The 25,037-nt window shown below is 37.1% G+C and carries 25 protein-coding genes; 13 read left to right on the top strand and 12 right to left on the bottom strand.

All coding sequences use genetic code 11. The features are described from left to right. Nucleotides 1-61 precede the first annotated feature (61 nt). From CHB68_RS06020 to CHB68_RS06005, 4 genes are all read left to right on the top strand, one after another. Nucleotides 62-724 (top strand): peroxiredoxin, encoded by a 663-nt coding sequence (locus tag CHB68_RS06020; RefSeq protein WP_089260576.1) that lies wholly within the window; start codon nucleotides 62-64, stop codon nucleotides 722-724. An 85-nt stretch (nucleotides 725-809) separates the two neighbouring features. Next, nucleotides 810-1,154 (top strand): rhodanese-like domain-containing protein, encoded by a 345-nt coding sequence (locus CHB68_RS06015; protein ID WP_089259969.1) that lies wholly within the window; start codon nucleotides 810-812, stop codon nucleotides 1,152-1,154. An 18-nt stretch (nucleotides 1,155-1,172) separates the two neighbouring features. Beyond that, on the top strand, nucleotides 1,173-1,814 hold the full coding sequence (locus tag CHB68_RS06010; protein ID WP_089259968.1) for a Tll0287-like domain-containing protein: 642 nt from the start codon (nucleotides 1,173-1,175) through the stop codon (nucleotides 1,812-1,814). 3 nt (nucleotides 1,815-1,817) lie between these two features. Further along, entirely contained in the window at nucleotides 1,818-2,087 is a 270-nt protein-coding gene (locus CHB68_RS06005; protein WP_089259967.1) for a heavy-metal-associated domain-containing protein, read from the top strand. 27 nt (nucleotides 2,088-2,114) lie between these two features. Here CHB68_RS06005 and CHB68_RS06000 read toward each other — a convergent pair whose 3' ends face one another. Next, nucleotides 2,115-2,996, bottom strand: coding sequence for a sterol desaturase family protein (locus CHB68_RS06000; protein WP_089259966.1), 882 nt, complete (start codon nucleotides 2,994-2,996; stop codon nucleotides 2,115-2,117). 226 nt (nucleotides 2,997-3,222) lie between these two features. Here CHB68_RS06000 and CHB68_RS05995 point away from each other — a divergent pair, with 226 nt between their 5' ends. Beyond that, on the top strand, nucleotides 3,223-3,429 hold the full coding sequence (locus tag CHB68_RS05995; RefSeq protein WP_089259965.1) for a YgaP family membrane protein: 207 nt from the start codon (nucleotides 3,223-3,225) through the stop codon (nucleotides 3,427-3,429). A gap of 130 nt (nucleotides 3,430-3,559) precedes the next feature. After that, entirely contained in the window at nucleotides 3,560-4,870 is a 1,311-nt protein-coding gene (locus CHB68_RS05990; protein WP_089259964.1) for an NAD(P)/FAD-dependent oxidoreductase, read from the top strand. Nucleotides 4,871-4,925: 55 nt separating this feature from the next. Here the strand turns inward: CHB68_RS05990 and CHB68_RS05985 are convergent, their stop codons facing one another. Both CHB68_RS05985 and CHB68_RS05980 read right to left on the bottom strand, forming a co-directional pair. After that, entirely contained in the window at nucleotides 4,926-6,260 is a 1,335-nt protein-coding gene (locus CHB68_RS05985) for an OprD family outer membrane porin (protein ID WP_089259963.1), read from the bottom strand. A 5-nt stretch (nucleotides 6,261-6,265) separates the two neighbouring features. Continuing rightward, nucleotides 6,266-7,303: a c-type cytochrome gene (locus tag CHB68_RS05980; protein ID WP_089259962.1), complete on the bottom strand. Its 1,038-nt coding sequence runs from the start codon at nucleotides 7,301-7,303 to the stop codon at nucleotides 6,266-6,268. A 182-nt stretch (nucleotides 7,304-7,485) separates the two neighbouring features. On the opposite strand from CHB68_RS05980, the gene CHB68_RS05975 reads away from it, so the two are divergent. From CHB68_RS05975 to CHB68_RS05950, 6 genes are all read left to right on the top strand, one after another. Beyond that, on the top strand, nucleotides 7,486-8,013 hold the full coding sequence (locus CHB68_RS05975) for a DsrE family protein (RefSeq protein ID WP_089259961.1): 528 nt from the start codon (nucleotides 7,486-7,488) through the stop codon (nucleotides 8,011-8,013). Between the two features lie 210 nt (nucleotides 8,014-8,223). Next, nucleotides 8,224-8,703: a Dps family protein gene (locus tag CHB68_RS05970; RefSeq protein ID WP_089259960.1), complete on the top strand. Its 480-nt coding sequence runs from the start codon at nucleotides 8,224-8,226 to the stop codon at nucleotides 8,701-8,703. A gap of 261 nt (nucleotides 8,704-8,964) precedes the next feature. Next, a complete protein-coding gene (locus CHB68_RS05965; protein WP_089259959.1) occupies nucleotides 8,965-10,278 on the top strand; it encodes a cytochrome ubiquinol oxidase subunit I in 1,314 nt (437 codons plus the stop codon). Continuing rightward, complete coding sequence (locus CHB68_RS05960; protein WP_089259958.1) at nucleotides 10,275-11,294, top strand: cytochrome d ubiquinol oxidase subunit II; 1,020 nt, start codon at nucleotides 10,275-10,277, stop codon at nucleotides 11,292-11,294. Before CHB68_RS05965 ends, CHB68_RS05960 begins: the two co-directional genes overlap by 4 nt. Before the next feature lie 66 nt (nucleotides 11,295-11,360). Beyond that, nucleotides 11,361-11,921, top strand: coding sequence for a YeeE/YedE family protein (locus tag CHB68_RS05955; RefSeq protein ID WP_089259957.1), 561 nt, complete (start codon nucleotides 11,361-11,363; stop codon nucleotides 11,919-11,921). Between the two features lies 1 nt (nucleotide 11,922). Then, on the top strand, nucleotides 11,923-12,336 hold the full coding sequence (locus CHB68_RS05950) for a DUF6691 family protein (RefSeq protein ID WP_089259956.1): 414 nt from the start codon (nucleotides 11,923-11,925) through the stop codon (nucleotides 12,334-12,336). 7 nt (nucleotides 12,337-12,343) lie between these two features. Here CHB68_RS05950 and CHB68_RS05945 read toward each other — a convergent pair whose 3' ends face one another. The 8 genes from CHB68_RS05945 to CHB68_RS05910 all read right to left on the bottom strand — a co-directional run bounded on the left by CHB68_RS05945 (nucleotide 12,344) and on the right by CHB68_RS05910 (nucleotide 23,260). Further along, nucleotides 12,344-14,098, bottom strand: a complete 1,755-nt coding sequence (locus tag CHB68_RS05945; RefSeq protein WP_089259955.1) for a DUF4369 domain-containing protein — start codon at nucleotides 14,096-14,098, stop codon at nucleotides 12,344-12,346. Beyond that, complete coding sequence (locus CHB68_RS05940) at nucleotides 14,091-16,304, bottom strand: tryptophan-rich sensory protein (RefSeq protein ID WP_245838841.1); 2,214 nt, start codon at nucleotides 16,302-16,304, stop codon at nucleotides 14,091-14,093. The genes CHB68_RS05945 and CHB68_RS05940 overlap by 8 nt, the downstream gene beginning before the upstream one ends. Nucleotides 16,305-16,327: 23 nt before the next feature. Then, a complete protein-coding gene (locus CHB68_RS05935; protein ID WP_089259953.1) occupies nucleotides 16,328-17,623 on the bottom strand; it encodes a BatA domain-containing protein in 1,296 nt (431 codons plus the stop codon). A 1-nt stretch (nucleotide 17,624) separates the two neighbouring features. Then, on the bottom strand, nucleotides 17,625-18,524 hold the full coding sequence (locus CHB68_RS05930) for a DUF58 domain-containing protein (RefSeq protein WP_089259952.1): 900 nt from the start codon (nucleotides 18,522-18,524) through the stop codon (nucleotides 17,625-17,627). Nucleotides 18,525-18,545: 21 nt separating this feature from the next. Further along, complete coding sequence (locus tag CHB68_RS05925) at nucleotides 18,546-19,550, bottom strand: AAA family ATPase (RefSeq protein WP_089259951.1); 1,005 nt, start codon at nucleotides 19,548-19,550, stop codon at nucleotides 18,546-18,548. Between the two features lie 12 nt (nucleotides 19,551-19,562). Next, on the bottom strand, nucleotides 19,563-20,183 hold the full coding sequence (locus CHB68_RS05920) for a DUF4159 domain-containing protein (protein WP_089260575.1): 621 nt from the start codon (nucleotides 20,181-20,183) through the stop codon (nucleotides 19,563-19,565). A gap of 94 nt (nucleotides 20,184-20,277) precedes the next feature. Further along, on the bottom strand, nucleotides 20,278-21,594 hold the full coding sequence (locus tag CHB68_RS05915) for a TldD/PmbA family protein (protein ID WP_089259950.1): 1,317 nt from the start codon (nucleotides 21,592-21,594) through the stop codon (nucleotides 20,278-20,280). Between the two features lie 25 nt (nucleotides 21,595-21,619). Beyond that, entirely contained in the window at nucleotides 21,620-23,260 is a 1,641-nt protein-coding gene (locus tag CHB68_RS05910) for a TldD/PmbA family protein (RefSeq protein WP_089259949.1), read from the bottom strand. A 419-nt stretch (nucleotides 23,261-23,679) separates the two neighbouring features. Between CHB68_RS05910 and CHB68_RS05900 the strand changes: the two genes are divergently transcribed. Further along, entirely contained in the window at nucleotides 23,680-24,147 is a 468-nt protein-coding gene (locus tag CHB68_RS05900) for a pyridoxamine 5'-phosphate oxidase family protein (protein WP_089259947.1), read from the top strand. 75 nt (nucleotides 24,148-24,222) lie between these two features. Here the strand turns inward: CHB68_RS05900 and CHB68_RS05895 are convergent, their stop codons facing one another. Then, nucleotides 24,223-24,981 (bottom strand): RNA polymerase sigma factor, encoded by a 759-nt coding sequence (locus CHB68_RS05895; protein WP_089259946.1) that lies wholly within the window; start codon nucleotides 24,979-24,981, stop codon nucleotides 24,223-24,225. Between the last annotated feature and the right edge of the window lie 56 nt (nucleotides 24,982-25,037).

Genomic DNA, 25,037 nt, shown 5'->3' with positions numbered 1-25,037 from the left:
GTAACTAGTGTTACTGTACCTATTGCCTCCTAGCTGTACCTTTAGTTAAAATTAGATGAACATGGAAACAATACAAAATAATGAAATAGCAAGCATGCCTAGAATTGGGGATATTGCTCCAGATTTTGAAGCTGTAACAACTATAGGAAAAATTAAATTATCTGAATTTGCAAAAGATAAGTGGATCGTCATGTTTTCGCATCCTGCAGATTTTACACCGGTATGCACAACTGAAATGAGTGGATTTGCACTAAGAAAACCAGAATTTGATGCACTTAATACTGCACTGTTGGGTTTAAGTATAGATAGTGTTCATGCGCATTTAGGATGGGTACAGAACGTTCGCAAAAATACAGGCGTATATTTTGATTTTCCTATTATAGCAGATTTGGACATGAAGGTTTCCAAGAAATACGGAATGCTTCAGCCTAATGAAAGTGAAACTGCAGCAGTACGTGCCGTTTTCTTTATAGACCCAAAGAAAAAAATAAGACTAATAATGTATTACCCACTAAATGTTGGGCGAAACATGGACGAAATCTTAAGGGCTTTAGAAGCTTTGCAAACATCAGATGAGTATAAGGTAGCAATGCCTTTGGATTGGAAAAAAGGTGACAAGGTCATTGTATCCCCTCCAAAAACCTTAAATGAACTTAATGCTCGTATTGCCGATGATACTTTGGAAAAGGTTGATTGGTATTTAGCTAAAAAAAGTCTTAATTAATTTTTTATTGGTTGGTTTTGAAAGTAACGGTCAAATAAAAGACCGTTACTTTCTATTATTGAATATTAATTTTAAATAAAACACTATGTCATTTTTAAGTACCCTCTTTGGTAAAAAAGAAGTAACCACAGGTAATATCACTATATTGAACAAGAACGAATACGCAACCCAAATCATCACCAATAACATTAAGCCTATTGATGTAAGAACTGCCTTAGAATATGGGGGTGGCCATATAAAAAATGCTATAAATGTGGATTTTTTCAATACTGGTAATTTTGAAAAATATTTTGAAAAATTAAATAAAGAAAAAGCTGTTTATGTGTATTGTAGATCAGGAGCTAGAAGCCAAAAAGCAGCACGCAAACTGTTAAAGATGGGCTTTGAACAAGTGTATGACCTAAGGGGTGGTTATAGTGCATGGAAATAAACTATAAAATTGATTTAAATGAAACATTTTACTTTACTATTAGGGCTACTTTTTTTAATAGGGTGTAAAGAGTCTCCGAAAATTAAACAAGAGAGCTTAGATGATGTTACGAATGAATCCAAAATCAATAATACTATGGTGGTTGACCTGAAAACCAACGATAGTATCCTGCTAGAAAAAGGAAAAAAGTTTGCACAGAGTACCCAAAAAGTTCTAGGTAAAAATCTTATGACCAGCTTACAAAAAAGCGGTACCGTTGGTGCTGTAGAATTTTGTAATGAAAAGGCATATCCGCTAATGGATAGCATGGCAATTGTTCATCATGCCAAAATTAGAAGGGTCAGTGACAAACCAAGAAATACCAACAACCAAGCAAACCAAAAAGAACTGGAGTATATTGAATTTTTTAAATCAAAAATCAATAACAATGAGCCTTACGAACCAATAATCTCAAACGAGGACGGTACTACTAATTTCTATTCCCCAATTATTACCAATGCTATGTGCTTAAATTGCCACGGAGTTCCAGAAATGAATATTGATCCAAAGGTTACACAACTTTTGAAGAATAAATATCCATATGACCAAGCGGTTGGCTATACAGAAAATGAGGTAAGGGGTATTTGGAGTATAACTTTTAATAACGAACTAAGTAAATAAGATATGACATCAATAATTCCTATTCAAAATTTAAAATGTGGTGGCTGTGCCAAAACTATTATATCTAAACTAGAAGAAATTCCTGCTATTACCAATGTATCCGTAAATGTTGAATTATCATCGGTTTCTTTTGATGCTTTAAAAAAAGAAGATATCGCTACGGTAAAATCTAAATTAAAGTCCATAGGATACCCCAGCTTAGATGAAGAAAATTCCGTCTTGTCCAAAGCCAAGTCGTTTGTAAGTTGTGCTTCTGGTAAACTAGCAAACTAAATTTAAGAATAGAAAAAGGAGAAGAAACTAAATGTTACTTCTCCTTTTTTTAAAACCGTGGGTAACCTGCCCTAAAAAGTCCTTAGGTAAATTTTCGTCACCAGGATAACCCAACTTCACCTTGCCACTGTCTTCAGGTATATAATTGGTCTTAAATAAATAATCCCATAGACTAAGGCTAATTCCAAAATTAACACCATACGTACCTGGCGGCAAATCATAGGCATGATGATACAGATGCATGACCGGATTATTGAACACATATTTTAAAGGTCCCCAAGTAATTTTTATATTGGAATGGTTTATATGACCAATTGCAATAGCAGCAAAATGAACAATATAAGCCTGTTCCGGTTCAAAACCTCCCAATACCATAACCCCAAAAGTCTTTAATGGTTTATAGAGTATATTCTCCATCCAATGGTACCTTAGGTGGGCTGCAAATCCCATTTCTTTTACGCTATGATGTACCTTATGAAAATTCCATAGAAAAGCATACTTGTGAAGCATGATATGGGTAAACCACTGAACAAAATCCAACACTATAAAGAATACCAATAACTGTCCCCACATGGGCCAAGTAGATATATCGATCAAGGCCAAACTATTGGATGAAATGCCAATATCCTCAAAAAATACTTGAAGTATCTTATAAATACCGCTTATCGCAATTGCAAAGAGAAAGAAATTGAAGAACATATAAAAAGCATCCAGCCAAAAATCCTTTCTAAAAACACCTTGTTCCTTACGCCATGGAAATATAATTTCCAAAACCCACACCAACAAGGAAATCAGTATCAATCCCCAAAAATAATTCAGGTACCATGGAACATTAAAAATAATTGATTTCCATGTCCAACTTAACGTTCCGGTGATTGCGTTTAAAAATGCATCTAAATATGCTTCCATTGATTATTAGATTTTTACAAAAATACCATAAATACGCCCTCCTATATGCAACCTATGTTACCTAAACCATACTTTTGACTATCTGTTGAACATGACCAATGTCATACCATATTTAAGTGATTGCGATTACCTTGCAAAGGTAAGTCCAGTTAAAACAGGTAACTTTAAACAAGTCAATGCTTGGCTGTGATCTTACATCTTTGTTTAATTATTAAAACAACCTATCATGAGAAAAAATATGGGAAGTACAGACAGATTTATTAGAATCTTTATTGCCGTTGCACTTTTAACTACTTTTTATACGGATACCGTAACTGGAACTTTTGGTTATATATTGGCTGCTATTGCAGGCGTTTTGATTCTTACCACATTTGTTAGTTTCTGTCCGCTATACACGCTATTAGGCATAAATACCTGCAAATTGAATAAATGATCGTTCGATGGACAAGAATTACTACTCTTAAATGAAGATGTGCATTATACACAATCTTATGTAACTTTTGTTACATAATTATCATTTTTCAAAGACTATATTTATTGAATCCTAATTAAATAGTCTAAAAATGAACTCACATCATCAAATAGTGATTATAGGAGGAGGAACCGCCGGAATTATGGTAGCTGCCCAACTTCTACATTTAAAAAAAGCAAAAGACGTTGCAATTATTGAACCTGCAGAGACCCATTATTACCAACCTGCATGGACTTTAGTTGGTGCCGGCACGTATGATTACAAAAAAACGGCAAGACCAATGTCATCGGTCATTCCAAAAGGTGCAACATGGATCAAGGATAAAGCAACAGGATTTGACCCTGAACATAACAAGGTACATACAGCCACCAAAGGAGATATTACTTATGACTATTTGGTAGTAGCACCCGGTTTGGCATATGATTTTAGTTTAGTACCAGGGCTAGGTGAAGTTATGGACAAAGGTGTGGTCTGCAGTAATTATACCGACCCAGAACATACTTGGGACGTAATAAGAAATTTTAAAGGCGGAACCGCCCTATTTACACAACCTACAACGCCTATAAAATGCGGCGGCGCACCTCAAAAAATAATGTATTTAGCAGAAAGCCATTTTAGAAAAAGTGGTATTAGAAAAAAGACTGATGTGATTTTTGCTACCGGGGGCACCGTTATTTTTGGTGTAAAACAAGTTGCGAAAACTTTAATGGAAGTTGTTGACAGAAAAGATATCAACTTAAGATTCCATCATAAATTGGTTGCTGTAGATGGTGATAAACAAATTGCATGGTATGAAATGGGACAAGAAATTACCGCTGGTGGTTGTGTGGTTATTTCTAGTAATAAGGTCGATGACTTAAAATTAGATGAAAAATTTCAATATAATTATAAAGATGTAAAAGTTAGCGTTGATGGCAACCGCTATGGTATTCACTATGATATGATGCATACGGCACCGCCTTCTGTGGCACCAAAATTTGTAAAAGATTCGACTTTAGTAAACGCAGCTGGTTGGTTAGATGTAAACTACCAAACCTTACAGCATAACAGCTACGCCAATATCTTTGGCCTGGGCGATGTAGCAGCATTACCGACTGCTAAAACCGGGGCAGCCATTCGTAAACAAGTTCCTATCGTAGTAGATAATTTGAACCTTTTGATGAACAGTAAACAAATGGGAACTAAATCCTATAATGGATATTCTTCTTGCCCATTGGTTACGGATTATGGCAAAATGGTGTTGGCAGAGTTTGATTATGACAATAATTTCACCCCGGATCCTAAGTTAAAAAGAATGCTCATAAACGATTCTTCTAAAGAACATTGGAGATTATGGATGCTTAAAAAATACGGGTTGCCCTACTTGTACTGGAACAAGATGATGAAAGGTAAAAACGTTTAACTGAACATAATATGAAGTCCCCATTAAAATGGGGACTTTTTTTATGTATTATCATTTAAAAATTATAATTCAAGATTATATCCAAATGAAACAAATCAACCTTATTGAAATAGAAATTAGGGTTATCAGGAATATCCCCGTTTCCCATTTTAGAGGTAATCAATAATTCTGGTCGTAGGTTTTTAATTTTCTTTATTTTAAAGAAAATATCCAGGTTGATATGGGTATAATCTGGCATTGCATATTTATTTAAAATAGCATTGGTTACATCTGGTTTCCAATGCTTTCCAATACTTAATATTGAAATTAGGTTTAGATCCTCTTTAAGAATTTTAAACTCTTGTTTATAGTTTAGAACCAGTGCATGATTATCCGCAGAACCTTCGCTACGCTCTCGTTTTTGAAAGCTGAACAAGTCTTCCCTACCCCATTCTCTTGGAGATATGAATTGACCTTGAGGTAAAATTCTATTATAGGCCAAAGAAACTAATCTTACCTTATCCGTATAGGACATTTTCAATCCTAAAACATCTGCTGTATTTTGATTAAAATATCGCAGGGAATCTATAGCATTACCCCCATCTCCAATTTTATTTTGATGTAGCCACTCCCCTGCTATTTGCACAGATTTAGATAACTTAAAAGAAGGTTTAATATAAATAGAATTGAACACATTTTCTACATATTGGTTCCATACGTTTATTCTTAAGTTCTTCGCTAATTCAAAATCCGAATTAAACATCAGTATATAATCCGACTCCGTATTATCAGTATATAGGGAAGCATTTCCATACTTATTTCTACCTACAGGGTATGTTCCAATACTCTCGCCTATACCATAAAATTGACCTGTAGACCTTGGTGCTATTTCATTTAATAACCCAAATTGAAAGGTGTTTTTACCTATTTTATAATTATACCAAAAACCCTGTACTAAAGTTGGTATCATTCTACCATCTTCAGGGTTTATAAGAGGTGTATTAATCTTCATACGCCCTAGGGTAAAGGCATGCTGGTTCAATTTATATTTTGCATATAATTCACCCAATAAAAAAACTGCATCGTTATTTAAGTTCAATCGATCAAACAATCCTTCTTCATACCTACTAATTCTACCAGTAGCATCGTCAGGAACAGTTAAATCCTCTAGGCCTATATTAGTAGAATTATATAAGGCTGTACCAACTTCTAAATTATCTGTAAATTGAAATTGGTATTTTAATTTACCTCCTGTGGCCAAGGCATTAAAGTTTTTTAAATCACCTTTGTTTGCTGTCCGCATATAATAGGTTCGCCATTGTCCGGAAAAGGTTCCTTTCTTGGTGGTGAGGGTATCTTGACCCATGGACAAAAACGGAAGGCAATAAATGAGTATTAATAGAATTCGCATAATGCCTACTTTGTTTTTGTAATTCCGTATTTCTTTTTATAAAATTCCATGATGGGCGGAAACGGTCCGTATTTGTGTTGTTCTGGAGAAAAATCATCTACCCAAGGACCGTAAGGTGTAGATACCGGTTTTAGTTTTTTGTCCGGATAATCATTTTCGGTATTAAATTTATGAGGGCGAGAAAAACTATTGATATAGCCCGCTACATGATAAGCTTCTTCGTCCGTAAGTTTAGGATTGTCCCAAGTAGCCTGTAAATAAGGCATATTACTTTTAATGAATTCTGCAGCGGTAATAACCCTGTTCATACCTGCCCCATCGTTAAAGCTATCCGATCCCCACAAAGGCGGATAGGTATATCCCTTACCAACTTCAGTATTAAGAACGCCAGCTCCATTTTCACCATGACAAACAACACACTCTTTGCTATACACTTGCTTACCTTTCACTAAATCTACCTTTTCATCTGGAATCTTAATTTTGGGATATCCCTTAAACTCAGCCTTTTTACTTTCCGGAATATCTTCGCCCAACCATTCCATATATGCTATAATGGACTTCATTTGTTCTGAATCCACTGGTAGTATTTTACCGTTCATACTTCGTTCCATACAACCATTGATACGATCTTCAATGGAGCCCATTTTATTTGCTCTACCCCCAAATTGTGGAAAGCGCTCCAAAATACCTACCCAAGAGCCAGAACCTGCCTGGGCCCCTTTTTGCAAATGACAATTGGAACATGCCAAATTATTGCCACTATACCGATCTTCTGGCCTAACGGCGTAAGGACCCATATAAGCAGACGTTTCTGAAATAAGATAATATCCAGATTTAACCCTACGGGGCATATTGGTCAACTCCAAAATTGCATCTTTAGCTTTCCAATTCTCAATAGAAACTATAATTTCAGTTTTATCTAATTTTTCCTTTTTAGAATTCGGTTTATAGGTCAACAACCATATAAAGACAAGGCCTATTAAAACAAAGACTATTACAAATAGCTTAAAAAGTTGTTTTGCCAATACCCGCAATTCATTCATAGAAATATAATCTTAAGCTAATTTAAATAGCGAATCTATAATTATACGATCAATAGTACAGTAACCAAGGTTACAGTTACGTTAAATACATTAATTTACTTTTATTCCTTTTAAAATAACTGACATTAGCGATAAATAATATTTAAATTTAAACCAACACTATCTCTATAAATTCAACGAAAATGAAAAATGCACTTCTAATTGCCATTTTACTTATGGGAACACAAATTGTAACATCTCAAGATTGGACCACGCCCATTATAGATGGTTATGGAAAAATAAAAGATTTTAAAAATATGGCCTCTTTACCTGACCCCACCAAAGAATACAATGTGGTCTTTGACCTTAAGGATGAGCGGGAAATGGAAGGTACCAATATTGGGTATTTTAAGATTGCACGCTTGATCAACATGTTGGGAGCCAATGGTATTTCTGCTGACAAGGTTCATATAGTGGCCGCCATTCATGGTGGTGCTACCTTTACTGCCCTGAACAATGAAAAGTATAAAGCAAAATATGAAAAGGAAAACCCAAATGCAGAAGTTATAAAGCTTTTAAAAGATTATGGAGTACAATTTTATGTTTGTGCCCAAGCTACTGCGGCCAGAGGAATTGAGGCTAACGATTTAAACCCAAACACCGAACTAGGTCTATCGGCTATGATGGTCCTTGCCAATTATCAAATAGATGGATATATTTTGATGCCATAAATACTGTACTACTTTACTAAAAATTAGAGGGGCTTTTGGCCCCTTTAGTTTTTATATGTCTTTTTGATTGTTCCAACCGTTAAAATTCGTTAAAAACCTTCAAATGTAACTAAGGTTACCTCAATCCATACGACTATAAACTAAATTTATCAACTGTTAATACAGTAATAAGAACAACTAATCAATACATCCAATTTAAATAGAAAGATTATGACAAATTCAAGTTTATCAAATATTGGTCTAGATACCAACAGCTCTAATGAAACTGCCAAATTTTTAAATGATTTACTCTCAAACTATCAAATGTTCTATATGAACTTAAGAGGTTTTCATTGGAATATTAAAGGAAAGAAATTTTTTGAACTACATCTCAAATTTGAGGAATTATACAACGATGCTTTGATAAAGGTCGATGAAATTGCGGAACGGGTACTTACCTTGAGCAATACCCCACATCATTCCTTTTCAAAATATATTGAAAACGCTGAAATCAAGCCTGTGGAAAATGTAGTGGATGGCGATAAAGCTGTTGATCATATTTTAAGTAGCTTGGGTATCTTATTGCAAAAAGAGAGAGCTACCCTTAAAATAGCCGCTAAAGCCGATGATGAAGGTACCGTTGCCCTAATGAGCGATTATATTGTTCAACAAGAAAAATTGGTTTGGATGCTTTCCGCATACAAGGACTAATTTTATATAGTTATGTTCCTAAGAATCCTGGAGTCAATTATCAAACTCCAGGTTTTTTTTTTACAATAAACTATGTCTCAATTTATTTATGTCAGTGATATCATTATACAATTTCATTAGTAGTTTCATTTTCGGGCAATTTGGACAAGTTTATGTTCAAGGACATTATTTAACATTAGAACTTGATTTATGTAACCTTTGTAACCATATAAAAATTCCCCAGTTCGTATCTTTGTTATCTTCTTAACAAATTGATTTTTTATGGAAAATATAGATGCTGCAAGACTACAAATGGCGTTTACCCTTATTTTCCATATTGTGTTCGCCTGCATTGGTATGGTTATGCCATTTTTTATGGTGGTATCCCACAAAAAATGGTTGAATACACGCAATCCCATTTACCTTACGCTCACAAAATCATGGCAAAAAGGTGTTGCCATTTTCTTTGTAACAGGTGCCGTATCCGGTACTGCACTTTCCTTTGAACTAGGTCTCTTGTGGCCTGAATTCATGAAACATGCAGGTCCCATTATTGGTATGCCATTTTCATTAGAGGGTGCAGCATTTTTTGTGGAGGCCGTTGCTTTGGGATTTTACCTTTACGGATGGAAAAAAATTCCTGAAACTTTTCACTGGTTCACCGGTATCATCGTAGGTATATCTGGAGTAATGTCCGGTATTTTAGTAGTTTCCGCCAATGGTTGGATGAATGCACCTTCCGGTTTTGATTACATTAACGGCGAATTTTTAAATATAGATCCGGTAAAAGCACTATTTAATCCTGCATGGTTTACCCAAGCTTTGCATATGACCTTAGCCGCTTTTACGGCTACAGGGTTTGCCGTAGCAGGTATTCATGCTTACCAAGTTTATAAAAAACGTAATATTGAATTACATAAGAAAGCGTTTAAAATAGCCATAACATTTGCCGCCATCGCTGCTATTCTACAGCCCTTAAGCGGAGATCTTTCTGCCAAGGATATTGCCGAAAGACAACCTGTTAAGCTGGCCGCCATGGAAGCGCATTACGAAACCAAAAAAGGAGCACCGCTCTATATTGGCGGAATTGTGGATAACGAAACTCAAGAGGTCAAGTACAAGCTGGAAATCCCCAATGCCTTATCCTTTCTTGCTTTTGGAGATTTTAATGCCGAAGTAAAAGGATTAAATGATTTTCCCAAAGATGAGCAACCTAATGTTGCCATGGTCCATTACGCTTTTCAGACCATGGTGGGACTAGGCTCTCTTTTAATGATAGCGGGAATGCTATTTTTTGTAGCCAAGTACAAAAAGAAATCTTGGTTCAATATGCCAAAATTCTGGTTGTTGTTTGCGCTTTTAGCTCCATTGGGCTTTGTTGCCCTTGAAGCTGGTTGGATCGTTACCGAAGTTGGTAGGCAACCTTGGATCATTCACAACATTATGAAAACCAAGGATGCCGTTACCCCAATGCCAGGTATTATATTTAGTTTGTACACGTATATAGCTGTATATACCATATTGACCATTGCGGTAACATGGTTAATGGCAAGGCAAATTAAATTCTTGAACAGTGTTAAAACCAATGAAGCATGATCTACGTTGTACTAGCCTTTCTTGCCGTTTCTTTATTGCTCTACGTTTTACTGGCAGGAGCAGATTTTGGCGCGGGAATCATTGAGTTGTTCTCCTCTAAAGAAAACCAGGCTATCAATAAGAAGACCGTTTACCAAGTAATGGGTCCAGTTTGGGAGGCTAACCATATTTGGATCATTATTTTAATCGTGATTCTATGGATCGCCTTCCCCCATTACTACAACATTTTAGTGCTCGCACTACATATTCCATTGACCTTGGTGTTACTGGGTATAACCCTTAGAGGTGTAGCCTTTGTATTTCGATATTATGATGCCTATAAAGACAGTTCACAAATTTTATATGATTGGATGTTTAAGACCTCTAGTTTAGTTACTCCCATATTTTTAGGCCTTACCATGGGCGGCGTGGTCAGTGGAGACATCATTAATCCGTCGCAAATGGAAAACCACAGTTTCTTGGAAGTTTATGTACACTCTTGGTTCAATGTTTTTTCAATTTTAACGGGATTTTTCTATGCAGCCCTTTGTGCTTTCTTGGCATCGGTATTTCTAATTGGCGAGGTAGATGACACCAGTAAATCCATGTACATGAGAAAAGCCTCTATAGCAACTATAGTAGTGGTCTCTTTGGGTTTTATAACATTGGCATACGGGTATTTTTCAGGTATCGCTTTTGTTGTGGATTTCATTGGTAATATATGGTCGGTCTCTGCCATTATCGTTTCCGGCATTTTATTGTTTCCGCTATGGAAAAGTATTAAATCCGGTAGAAGAATTATCTCTAGGGCATTGGCCGGTATGCAAATATTCTTTATTCTATTTGCGGCCACCATTACACATTTTCCAAACATACTTTTCACTACCAACGGTAGCATCAGTATTTATGAGCATCCTGTTCCTGATAGTGTAATGAATGTTTTAGGTATTTCATTGCTCATAGGTGGTGTACTGATTATTCCTGGACTTATTCACCTTTTAACATCTTTTAAATTAATCAAACTATTGGAGAAATAGCTTTTGTAACCAGGGTTACACAATACTACTTTTAAATTCCATTACTTTGCAAATTAAATGAATGTTATGAATTTGATTTACGATCCCTGGCCATGGTATGTAGCCGGACCTTTAATTGCTTTGACCATGTTTGTACTGCTGTACATAGGTAAACAATTTGGTATGTCTTCCAACTTAAGAACCATGTGTTCTATTGGTGGTGCCGCAAAATATTCCGATTTCTTTAAGTTCGATTGGAAAGAACAACGATGGAATCTAATTGTTGTTCTTGGCGCTATTATTGGCGGATTTATCGCTTCTCAATTTATGTCCAATAATACGGTAAAAATAAATCCTGAAGTTGCACAACAACTTTCAACGGATTACGGAATTGAAAGCGCGGGTGAAGCTTATTTACCAACGGAGCTTTTTGCTTCTGAAAATCTTACTGATCCATTTGTACTTGCGGTGCTGATTTTAGGCGGATTCATGGTTGGTTTTGGTGCGCGTTATGCGGGTGGTTGTACCAGTGGTCACGCTATATCCGGACTAAGTAATTTACAGTTGCCATCTTTAATTGCCGTGATTGGTTTTTTTATTGGCGGCTTGGTTATGATTCACCTTTTATTCCCCCTAATTTTTAGTTAACATGAAGTATTTAAGTTATTTGACCATAGGTATATTTTTCGGCATCATCATGTATAAATCTGAAGCTGCTTCGTGGTTTCGTATTTATGAAATGTTTCAGTTTGGATCTTTTCATATGTATGGCATTATTGGCTCCGCACTTGTTCTAGGGGTAATTGGCGTACAGATTATAAAAAGAAATAACATCAAAGCCATTGGAGGAAAAGAAATGAATTTACACCCTAAAACAAAAAGTGTTGCCCGTTATTTAATAGGTGGTATTATTTTTGGTTTAGGATGGGCGTTGGCAGGTGCTTGCCCAGGTCCTATGTATGTGTTGGTAGGTGCTGGATTTCCTTCTATACTAGTCGTTATAGGAGGTGCGCTATTGGGAACATTTGTGTATGGTTTGTTAAAGGACAAACTACCGCATTAAAACTGATTTAGCTTAGGGCGGATAATTTTGGTGATAACCACAACCATCCAATCCCCAGTAAAAAAAGGATATAAAAAAATAGTAGCGATATAGGACGGTTTACCATAACTGTCCTATTTTCTTTTATTGCATTACCAAACTGTTTTGCATTCGCTTCTCTTTTATGAGATGCACTTAAAGATTTCCAATCATCGACATCATAAACGTAATAGGAAAATTGAGTGGTACTGTCGCCTTCTACTTCCAAAGTATTCCACCCTGCTTTCTTCAGATAGGTAGTACCCGAATATTTAAAAGACACATTTGCGTTTTGTAGCAAGGGAACACGTTTTTCTTCAGTATTCAATACTTGAAAATCTTCCAAACCGGTACGTAATACAAAAGAAAAAGGCTCGCCCACTTTTGGCAATTCCGTTTGCGATTGCCATGCTACCACTTGTTCTTTTCGTTGTACAATCTTATCTAAAATCTGAGTCCAAATACTTTTATAAGCTTGATTCTTTCCCTGCAACACTAACTGATAACTATTTAACAATGTAGTGGTTGCAACTCTACCCAAGCCCAATTGCCTAAAATACGATAATTTGCCAAGTTCATTTGAATCTATTGCATTCACGGCGAATGTTTCATTAAATGTAAAAGGATATTTTTCTATGTTGATGGTATTATTGGGTAATTGTACCTCATTTACGCCATCGCTTTTAAAACTAAAATAAGGCATTGCTTTACCAAGTTTAAACAGCAGTTCGGTTGGTTGAATAAACAAGCCTAATCCGTTTTCACGTATGCTATGTTCAAAGCGATTTTTTACCGTTTTTCCGAAATTGAAATAGGTTTCGGCATCTGTAATGACCACATTGAACTTACGTAAGCTCTCCTCGGTAAATTGATAAATCGGCAATGCTTTGGTATTAAAATACTCGAACTTAAACTTGCCTTTTGTCAACTGACTACGAACCGTAACTTCATACCCTTCATCCGCTAAAAAATTCTTGAGGTATTTTGTTTCAAATGTTGGAAAAGTATTTACAATCAAAACGCGAATAGGTTCTTTTTTACGAATTGTAATTGGAAGCGGATTTGACTCTAACATCTTGCCCACACTATCTTTTTCCGATAATTTAAAAATAAATTCACCACTAACTTTTGGTACTGTTTTTAAAGAGAAATTTTGCGAACTCTTGTCTTTTAAAAGTATTGAATCCAAACCATTACCTCGTGAATCTTGCAATACCAAGATGGAACCTAGTTTCGGTTTGGCATAAGTTCCGTTCAGCTTAAACTCATCCCCTAAAACAAGATGATCATTACACTTTACTTTGGTAATACCTGATGTAATTTCGTTTGGTAAGTAGCTAGTGGGTATACTATCAAACTTATAAAAATCAAAGGGTGCTACCCCATCGCCAATAATCACCAGACTTGTTAGCGAATCTAAAGCCCTACGAACCGATTGCTTGTGGTTATATTCCAATACCTGAATCCCCTCATAAATAGCCCCTAAACTATCTTGTTGTTCCGCTCGGTAGCCTTCGGTTAAAAGTAGTCCTTGCTTGTGCTGTATTTCTACTTCTTTGCTAGGTTCTAAAATAATTAAAATTAAAGCGAACAGGGTTATAATTGCTACGATAACATTTAAAGTAAACCTGCCCTTGTTTCGTGTTTGCCATTCCTTAAAAATAAATGCAGCAAATAACAATACACCACCTAAAATAATAGGTAGTAGCAATTCTTTCTGTACAAACGAAATTCCATCAATCATACACTTCCAATTGTTTTAGAAATAGTGAATTGATTTCGTCTGTGTACACTTTTTCAGATCCGGGCACCTGCGGTGTACTTGGCAAAGCCAATAGCAATCCTTTTTGAACGAATTGGTAATTTTCAAGGGTTCTTCCTGTGTTGTTCTCTATACTTTTTAAGCCTTGCAAGACCTGCAAATATTTACCCGGGTTGTCTATAGCCAACTGTGCCAGCTCATTGCCTGCAGCAGTAAAAAGTATAGTATCATCCTCTTTAAACTCCTGTTCGTCGTGCACCAACTGTTCCAAACGGCTAACTGCGTTTTCAATGGCTTCAAAAGGTAGATCTGCACTAGTAGTTTCGTTCTTACTATAATTTTTGATGTCCTTTATTTTGCCGGTAAGTCGGCTATCTTCCTTAATCGGTGGTGGGTCAAATCCTATTCGGTGCACATATATACGGGCACTATTTTTAATTTCTTGAATATATTTTAAAGCCTCATATTGAAATGGCAACGACTTTTCCGGTTCGTACAATCGCAAATGTAATTCGGCATCCCACATGATACTTAATGCCTTTCTTAATTTGGTTTTTAACGATTCTTCAAACAAGGTAGATTCTTCTGGATCATCATGATTATGAAGGTAATCATGTAAAGGGTCTTCTGGTTCTTCGCTTGTTTCTTCATGTTCGTGCCCATGCTGTTCTACCAAGTTATGCTCGTTATCACCATCATGGTCATGCATAAATTCTTTCAGTATATTTTCTTGATCTTCAGCATGATCATGGTCTTCACCTTCTTTATGACTTTCGATCACGGCAGGTGCTTCTTCCATCTCAGATTCATCGCCCATAAACTGTCCGTACTTTAGGCGAAGCGCTTTTTGGTCAAACCCCAATTCATTACTTCTCGATTTAAATTCTTGAATTGAAATGCTGGGCTTATCCTTTATTAATTTCTCGGTGTCAATAATCAGTTGTCGCTGACTTCTAAAATAATCGGGCATTTGGTCTACGCCTAAAGTTCCTTCTACACCAAATTGCTCTCCAACGGTATCTTTGATTACTGCAAAATACGTTTCGCTACGTGCCACATTACGCTTCGGCTGTTTTTCATCAAAGGCTTCTATATAAAAATAAAGCTCATCACCTACTTCCATTTTCAATGCATTCAAATCTAGTATTTTGGTTGCTCGTATAGATTTGGTTCCTTTTAAAATGGCTTCCTTAAAATTCAATTTTTCTTCCCTAAACTTTACAGACTCTCCTGTTCCTTTACTTACCGTTGCAATAATGTAGCTTTCATCAATTCCAAAATCATCTGTAATGGTACTTTGCAGTTCTACTAATTTTTTATCGGAAAAATCAAAATAGGTGTATTGCTCCAATCCTAAAATCTCTATTTCGGGCGGATTATCCGATACCGCCTCCAACGAAAACAAATCGGATGTAAACTCTGTTCCGTCTTCATTTTGAAATTTGAAACTATAAAAACCTGATGCTGATAAAGGCAATTGCACTTGATAACCTCCGTCTTCTTTTTGCATGGGCTTTAACTCGCCCATCACATCTAATACCGGTGCTACAACTGCAGCATCAAATTGTAACCTCCATTGAATTTTAGCTCCGGTAACTGCCTTTATATTTGGGTCTGCTGTAGTTTTACTCCCTAATCTTGTATACGATGGATAAATAACCCGTATTTCCTGCTTCTCAATTGCTGGAATACTGCTTTTAACTTGTATACTATCCGTTGCCACGAACTGAATTTGCTCGGTATTTTTAGGATTGTTCAGCTCGTTAGCAACCCCGGGAAATATAGCCAACTTGTGAAATATAAAGCCGAGCAATATACAACCCAGCATGACTAAAACCGCTTGTTTTAAAGCGTTTGGCGGACTTATATTTCCCAATCTTTTACTAAGCTCTTCCGAAACCTTATAGCGTTGCAACCTCGCTAAATTGGATAAGTTTTCTTCTGGTTGTAATAGTAGTCCCGTACTAAATGAGGCTTCTGAAACGTGGGCATCTATATAGGAACTGGTAGCGTTCAAATTATGCTTCCAAGGCTTTTTTATGAAGACAAAAAGTAACACGCTTAAAATAAATAATACCAAGCCAAACCATACGTTTTCAGTAATAAAATAGCATAGTACAGCAATGCCCAAGGCATACAGAACAGCCTCGGCGTATGACAACAACTGCCATCGCTTTTGAAATTTCATCAAGTGTAGTTTGCCCTGTTCCATCACTGTTTGCGTTTATATGCTACAAAGCGTTCCACCAATAACAATACTAAGAGGATTAACCATAAGTACGGATTCACATTCTGACTAGCCAATTGCCTTCCGTTTTTATTAGAATCAATAACTGTGGTTTCCAATTCAGCCGCAGTTACCGAACGATGATCCACCTCAGCTACAAATTTTTTAACCTCTTCATTGATTTCCAGCATTTGCAACAATTGCTCCGTTAATCGCTCCGTAACCGCATTCTCTGAGTTTATGCGTTTGGTCAGATAGAAACTATGCTTCTCTACGCCGGGAATTACCATTGATTGCGATAGCGCATCCTCTTTGAAGGCTAATAACTTTTTTGTCGTTTTAGGGGAAGGTTTTGCACTAAGCCAGATGATGGCATCTGCTTCTATGTCTAATACTACTTCAGTATCTAAGCTAGATTCTACCTGAATCTCCCTATCCAAATAAATGGAAAGCGCCTTTAACGATGCCTCTATATACGATTTGTCCTTCTGTAAACTATCGGTATAATAAAGTGCTATTTTAATGGGGTACTGAACATACACATGAACTTTCTCTACCGGATTCTTTCCTGAAATTACTAAGCTATCTCCATTGTTGCTAAGCGCAAAATCATCGTCTAACTTGATATATTTTTTGCTGACTTTGGTGTCAAACGGAGTACTCTTGCCTGTAAACAATTGTAAACCATTCTTCTTTTTATAGGCTAATAAAGGTGTCTCTTTCGCTAATGCGGAATCAATGACTACCCAATGCATTTTATGCTTGGTTTCCGGTCTTGCCCCTTTTAACCCCTTTGCTAAACCCTTGGTAAAGACAACAATACTATCGGTCTGTAGGGCATCCATTTCAGATGCCAAAGCCCAATAATCAGGTAAGAAATGCTGCGCAGTTATGTCTTGTTCTTTTTCCTTTAACGGTAAGCCTTTTCGCAACAGTCTAATTTCTTGATCATCGCTTATTTCATTGAAGCGAGACATAAAACCAGTATGCTGTACCAGCTCTGGTTCAATAATATAGATCAGGGATGTATTGCTCACTTTTGAATGCCATTGTGGTTTTGCCATCAACAATACCAATAGCGAAATGATGCCCATGCGTAACACCAACAACCACCATTCATTCAATTGAATACTGCTAGATTGTTTTGATTTTGACTCTGATAACCACTGTACACTACCAATTTTTATGGTCTTTGCTTCCTTTTTACTCCACAAATGGATGGCTATGGGAACTAGAAGTCCCAATAAAGCCCATAGATATGAAGGATGTGCAAATGACATACTAACCGATTCTTTTTCGTTGTTTTAAAAATAATTGAAGCGCTTCACCCAAAGGTGCATCCATTCTAAATACATGATGGTCTATTCCGTTAGAAAGCAATTCTTCTTTTATACTTTTCAATCTGTTTTCAAGAGCATTTAAGTATTCAGTTTTCGCCTGCTGCGTATCTACTTTTATTCTTGCCCCTGTTTCCCAATCCTCAAAAGTGATATTAGCACCGTAATTGAAATCCATCTCGGCAGCACCCATAATTTGTAAAACCACTACTTCGTTCTTGGCAGATTTTAATCCCTTTACAAATTTTGAAATCTCGTCACCGGTTTCATACATATCCGTCAAGAAAAAAATTAGCTCCTTCTCTCCTCTGTTCGGTATCCGCTTGTTTGAAATATGGGCTGCCGGCCACTTTCCTATGTTTGAAAGTTTAATCAACTCTAACAGCAACCGGTTGTAATGCTTTTTATCCGCTTTAGGATATATGCTAATTGCATCTTTTTCATTTAACGCGAATAAGCCCACGGCATCACCTTGCTTATGCGCCAAATACGCTAAGGTAGCCACCAACACGCGAACAAAGTCTACCTTTGACAATTTGGTTTCCTTGTGCAACATGGATGCACTGGTATCTACAATAAACTTAATGGTTACCTGACTCTCAATTTCCGACTGTTTAATGTAATACCTGCCCGATCGTGCCAACATTTTCCAATCCAACAGCCGTAAATCGTCACCAGGTTCGTAACCTCTGTACTGACTAAATTCCATTCCAGGACCCACACTGGCACTTCTATTTAAACCCGCCGTAAAGCCCTCTACAACAATGCGCGATATTAAGGAAAGTCCCTCAACCGTATTGATGACTTCTGGTTTTAATAAATCTTGATAATCCTGTTTTGCCATAAACTCGATAATCGAGAGTTATTATTTACCTTTTAGTTGAATGGCGCTCAGTAAATGGGTTGCCACTTTATCAGACGTAATGCCTTCCGCTTCTGCCCTGAAATTCACTAAAACCCTATGACGTAGTACGGGCAATGCCACTGCTTTAATATCATCTAATGTTACCGCTAACCTACCTTCTAACAAGGCATTAGCCTTTGCCGTTAAGATCATAGCTTGACCTGCACGCGGACCTGCTCCCCAATCTACCCAGTCTTTTACAAACGCATCGGTCGTGGTTTCTGGGCGGGTTGCCCTGATGATATCACTCACAAAACTGATGAGGGCATCACTTATGGATACCTCTCTTACCAGCTGTTGCAAACGCACAATATCATCGCCCGAAATAACTCGGTTCAATTTCTTTTTAAAGGTACCCGTGGTCGCTTTTAAAATGGCTTCTTCATCTTGCTGTGTAGGATATCCTATTTTGATGTACAACAAGAATCTGTCTTGCTGTGCTTCGGGTAAAACAAATGTTCCTGATTGTTCAATGGGGTTTTGTGTAGCCAGTATAAAAAATGGCTTATCTAACGGATAGGTCTTATCTCCGTAAGTTACCTCAAACTCCTGCATAGCTTCCAACAATGCAGCTTGTGTTTTTGGTGGAGTACGGTTAATTTCATCCGCCAGGATAATATTAGAGAAAATAGGCCCCTTATTGAACTTAAAGAACTTTTTGCCCGTGGTATGGTCTTCTTCTAAAATCTCTGTCCCAATAATATCCGAAGGCATTAGATCTGGTGTAAACTGTATTCTTTTAAACTTTAAATCTATGGCATTTGCCAAAGTCCTGATCATTAGTGTTTTTGCCAAACCGGGAACTCCTTCTAACAATGCGTGACCACCGGCTAAAAACGTAATCAGTAATTGCGATACGGTTTCTTCCTGCCCAATAATCACTTTCCCGATTTCTTGCTTTAAGGCACTTAATTTATCGGAAAGCATTTCTACCTCATCTGCAATGCGTTGTAATTCTTTATCCATTCAAAAATGTGTTTATGAGGTTAGGGCATACATGACAATGTTGACCCCAAACCGTGTATTGTCTATTTTGTACCAACGTTTGTTTCTAAAATCATAATCCCACTCGCAACCGTAATCCTTATTACTGTATAGTACTCCTATTCTACCGTTGATGACTATTGCCTTTAAATAATCGTGCACCAAATCATCGCCCCAGCCGTTCAGCTCTTGTGATGTGGTAGGTGGACCGTCTTCAAAATCAAAGAATATGGTATAGATTTCATGGTCGTTGGGTATTTTTTTTAATTCCGACGGACCAAAAATTTCTTCCATTTGCCGTTCGAAGGATTTTGCGAACAAGCCGTCTATATCGTGATTGCAGTCATCGGCAAAAACAAAGCCTCCGTTGCGCACATACTTCTCAAAATTCTCTTTTTCCTTTTTAGTGAACTCTACCAATTTATGACCTGAGATATAGCAAAACGGACTCTTAAAAATATCATCGCTTGCCAAGGTGATTATCTTCTCTTGCGTATCTACTTTCAAGGTGGTGTACTCAACCAATGAGTTCAACAGATTGGATGGCATGCGCTGATCCACATCCCAATCGCCGGACTCATACTGTAATCTCGTAAAGAAAAATTCGTTGCTCAAGGGCAAGTAATTAGTGTTTTTATTCCGCTTGAAAAAAGAAAACTGGCTGATGTGAAATGTCACAATCAACCAGTTTATAGTGCTTTATGATGCCTTAAACCGCATCTGAAAGACTGGTAAACGTAAAGTCGCGCACCTTCATATAAGGTATTAAATTACCATTGATACGTACTTGTTTTCCAAGGGTTTCTAGATTGTTCAGCATGATGATCGGACTCTCATTAAACCTGAAGTTTTTTACAGGATATTTAATTTCACCGTTTTCTATATAGAACGTTCCGTCTCTGGTAAGTCCTGTATATAACAAGGTCTGTGGATCAACACTACGTATATACCATAAACGTGTTACCAAAATTCCTTTTTTGGTACTCTTGATCAAATCCTCTAAACTGGCATCGCCACCAGCCATAATTGCGTTCGACGGAAAAGGAACTGGCTCCACACCTTTTTCCTTTGCCCAAAAACGGTCATACGCCAAGTTCTTCACCACTCCGTTTTCAATCCAACTCGTCTTTTTTATAGGTTGCCCCTCTCCGTTCCAAGTAGATGTAGGTACTTCTGGGTGCAATGGGTCCGAATAAATATTGACACGCTCATCCACTATTTTTTCCCCAATCTTATTTTTACCTTCAGGAGCGGACATAAAACTTCTGCCCTCATCTGCAGAACGCGCATTTAAAGAACGGAACATATTACGTAACAAATCTGCCGAGGCGGCTGGCTCTAATATCACCGTATATTTCCCTGGCTCAATTGCTTTTGCCTCTCTTGAAAGTACTGCTTTATCAATTGCAGTTTTTGCGGCTTCATCGGCATCAAACTTATCTACATCGTTGAAATCTCTTTTAACCCAACCAGAACCTGTACCGTCATTGGTACGCATGGTTACTGTAAAATCAACATCGGTAGATTGATTGTAAGCGAACAGCCCTTTAGAATTGATCATAGCGCTAAATCCTGCCGAATCATTTAAAAATCCTGCTGCAGTAACATCTTTTGCAGCTGCAGGTACAATACTGCTACTGGCTACTTCTGCTCTATACTCCGGCGTTATGTTTGCTGTTGACTCGCTATATGTGATTGATTCATCATACATCTGCGGACCTAAAGGTTCCATAAACTCAGGATTCTCAGGAGAAAGTTGTGCCAACTCCTCAGCCCTTCTTACCACCTTTTCCAATGATGCATCATCGAACTCATCAATAGTTGCCGTACCTGATTTTTTACCGAAGCTAGACTGTACCGCCAAGCTTTGGTTAGAACTGTACCCAGATGTAGATACCGTATTTCTTGCATATCTTATATTACCACTATTATACCCGCTTAAATTAATCTCGCAGGTATCGGCTTTGGAAAAGCTCAATGCCGTCTCCAATATTTTTCTTGCTTCTTCTTTTGTATAAATTGCCATTGTTGTTCTTTTTAGAGTGAAACAATTAAATGTTTCTACCTGTGTTAATTACGTTTACATCATTGAACCTGGCAGTAGAACTACCATGAGATACAGCGCTAACCTGAGAAGGCTGCCCTTTACCATCGAAGAACGTACCGAACAAACGGTAATCATCCTTATCGCAAATCTTAACACATGAATTCCAAAATTCTTGGGTATTACTTTGGTAGGCTACATCTTCTAACATACCTACAATTTCACCATTTTTAATCTCGTAAAAAACAGTACCACCAAACTGGAAATTATAACGTTGCTGATCAATGGAATACGATCCACGACCTGCTATATAAATACCTTTTTCTACATCCTTTATCATTTCGGCAATAGAGTACTTTTCTTTACCGGGCTCTAATGATACGTTTGGCATACGCTGAAACTGAACATCGTCCCAACTTTGGGCATAGCAACAACCGTGAGATTCCTCTTCACCGATCATATGTGCTTGGTCACGTATGGCTTGGAAATTTGTTAATACGCCGTTTCGTACCAAATCCCACTTTTTAGCTTTCACACCTTCATCATCATAACCAACAGCGCCTAAAGAACCTACTTGGGTCTTGTCCGCAACAAGGTTTACAATGTCGCTACCATATTTAAAGTTGCCCGATTTTAATTTATCCAACGAGGCAAAACTTGTACCTGCGTAGTTGGCTTCGTAACCCAATACACGATCTAATTCCAATGGGTGACCCACAGATTCATGTATTGTTAACCCAAGGTGATTCGGTTCTAAAACCAAATCGTACTTACCGGCATCAACAGATTTCGCCGTTAATTTTTCTTTAGCTTGTTTAGCCGCGATAGTGGCATCTTCTACCATATCGTAGCTGTTTCTGTATAATCGTAATCCTGCCGGACCATCTATTTTCTCAGATTCCAATCCGTCTAAATACTCATAACCCATACCTACGGGCGCACTCATATTTTCTCTAGTTTTAAAAGTACCTGCAGATTTATCAACTGCGGTAACTCTCAAAGTAGGCCATAAACGGTGAATGTCTTGATCAATATAGGAACCATCTGTAGAAGCAAAGTATTTTTGCTCGTTAACCATAAATAAGGCGGAGTTCACAAAGTTTGCTCCATTATCCAAAGCAGCGGCATTTGCACTTAGCAAAAGATCCACCTTTTCCGAAACAGGCACTTCTTTAAAATCTTTCTTTATAGGGGTTTTCCAAGAAACCTCTCCATATGCATTTACCGGCGCTAACTTAACCGGTTCTTTTTGAATTTTAGAGTTAGCTTTTGCTATGGCAACTGCCTGCTCCGTTGCTTTTTTAATACCATCTTCAGTAACACTATTAGTAGAGGCAAAACCCCATGTACCGTTAGCGATTACACGTATACCTATACCAAAGGATTCTGTATTGACCACGTTCTGTACTTTGTCTTCCCTAGTGAATACATACTGATTTAAATACCTGCCTATACGGGCATCTGCATAGGTAGCACCCAATGATTTGGCAGTATTTAAGGCAACATCTGCCATTCGTTTTTTCACCAAGGCATCCATACCTGGTTCCAGTAACGCCTCTGTAGGGATGTCGTTACCTAGCAATAATGATGGCATCATCAATGCTCCGGCACCCAACCCGGCGTACTGTACAAAATCTCTTCTTTTCATGTGTTAGTTTTAAGTGGTTTTTTAGAATATGATATATATTTCCAAGGAAATACATAGGTTATATGCCAATGTGCTCAAGATCCATATGGGAGGCGAATACAAAAGAATGCCGGCCATACACAAGTTCCACATTGCATTACTACTTATCCTTCTCTAAAAATAGAGAGGCTTTTTTAACAATTATGTTAATCTTAACATAAAATATAACTTTACACCCTGTTTTTGAGAATAATGTAAAATTATATCCTACCTTTTTATTTTTCCTTTTTAAAGCTTTAATAAAATTGGTTAACCACAATTGAATAGTTCTACCTCTCCGAAACTTTAACCATGCAGATGATATGAACATACCTGATTTATATCATAGGTTGTCCACATAATGCCACCTATATTTAATTCAACATCAAATCACCATAATTATGAGAAGAAATTTAACTGAAGAGGAATGCAGGGCAATACTGGAACAAAATTATATTGGACGGTTAGCTTACATAACTGCAGGATTTCCACACATAGTACCCATTACTTTCTTCTATGATGTGGAACATAATTCTATTATAAGTTATTCTGCCGAAGGACATAAGATAAAGGCCATGCGAAAAAACAATGCAGTTAGTATGGGCGTAGATGAAATTTCTTCCATAGAAAACTGGAAATCGGTTTTGGTGCAAGGTACTTTTGAAGAATTGTCCCGCATTGACGCCAAACATATGCTACATGAATTTTCTGAAGGGGTAAAGGATGTGCTGCTAAACAAATACGGGGCACACCCAAAATATATCAGTGAATTTTCTGCTAAAATACATGCCGAAGATGCACCAATCGTATTTCGCATTACTATTAGCGATTGTACCGGAAAACTTAGGGAAAACAAATCAGTGAATTAAACTTGAGCTTTAAACCTTATACCTACAAAAAGCTCCCAATAATCAATTGGGAGCTTTTTTCGTTCCTATTCCTCCTTAATTACTTTCGATCAAGAACCTTTTCTCAAAACTCTCCTTTAAAAATTTACGGGCATCCGTTAAAATCCGCTCCACCTCAGTAAAATTGGTCCCTCTTATGTGCGCTATTTCCTTTAAGGTAAAACCTTGATGTACAAAAAGTTCAAAGACGGTTCTCATGGCTGAATTCATTTTTCCAAGTACCAAACGCATATGACGTTCAATGCGTTCCTTGTTCAAGGACTCATCTAATTTTGCGGCAAGTTCCTTTTCATCATCCGTGATAAAGACATGATCCAAGCTATAATCCCCTTTATCATAGGAAGAATCATCCAGTTCCTCTAGCATGACCAGGTCACCATCCCCATCTGTACTATAATTTTCCTCCATGGCATCCCATTCCGGTTTGGAATACGCATCTATATTCTCAAAAAAAAGCTGATCAAATTCCTCCTCCACTAAACTATCCTCTAACAAGCGGTCTACCGTTTTAAAAAGAAATGCATGAAGTTCATCCTCATTACCAATTTTGTCCATATGATCATAGACTTCTATAAATAGCTGATCGGTAAAATCACTGGGATCAAACATATCCTTGTTCAACGTACCATTGGCCACAGCACTATTGAGCCTATTGGAAACATACCGGTAAATTCTGGGTAGTATTTTCATTAGTTCATTGTTGAATGCTTCTTGGTCATCTTTCTTTTTTAAAGTAATTAAATTGGTATATGTCTCTTTTAAAATAATGCGAACAGTCTTGTTTACGGTTTCCATAGTACTGAGATTAAAGTTTTTATAGTACCCTAAAATTGCATCCTTTTACACATAAA

It is taken from the genome of Maribacter sedimenticola (genome assembly GCF_900188415.1).
Classification (GTDB): Bacteria; Bacteroidota; Bacteroidia; order Flavobacteriales; family Flavobacteriaceae; genus Maribacter; species Maribacter sedimenticola.
The sequence above is the reverse complement of the archived record's forward strand: the minus strand, read 5'-3'. Positions and strand labels throughout refer to the sequence as shown.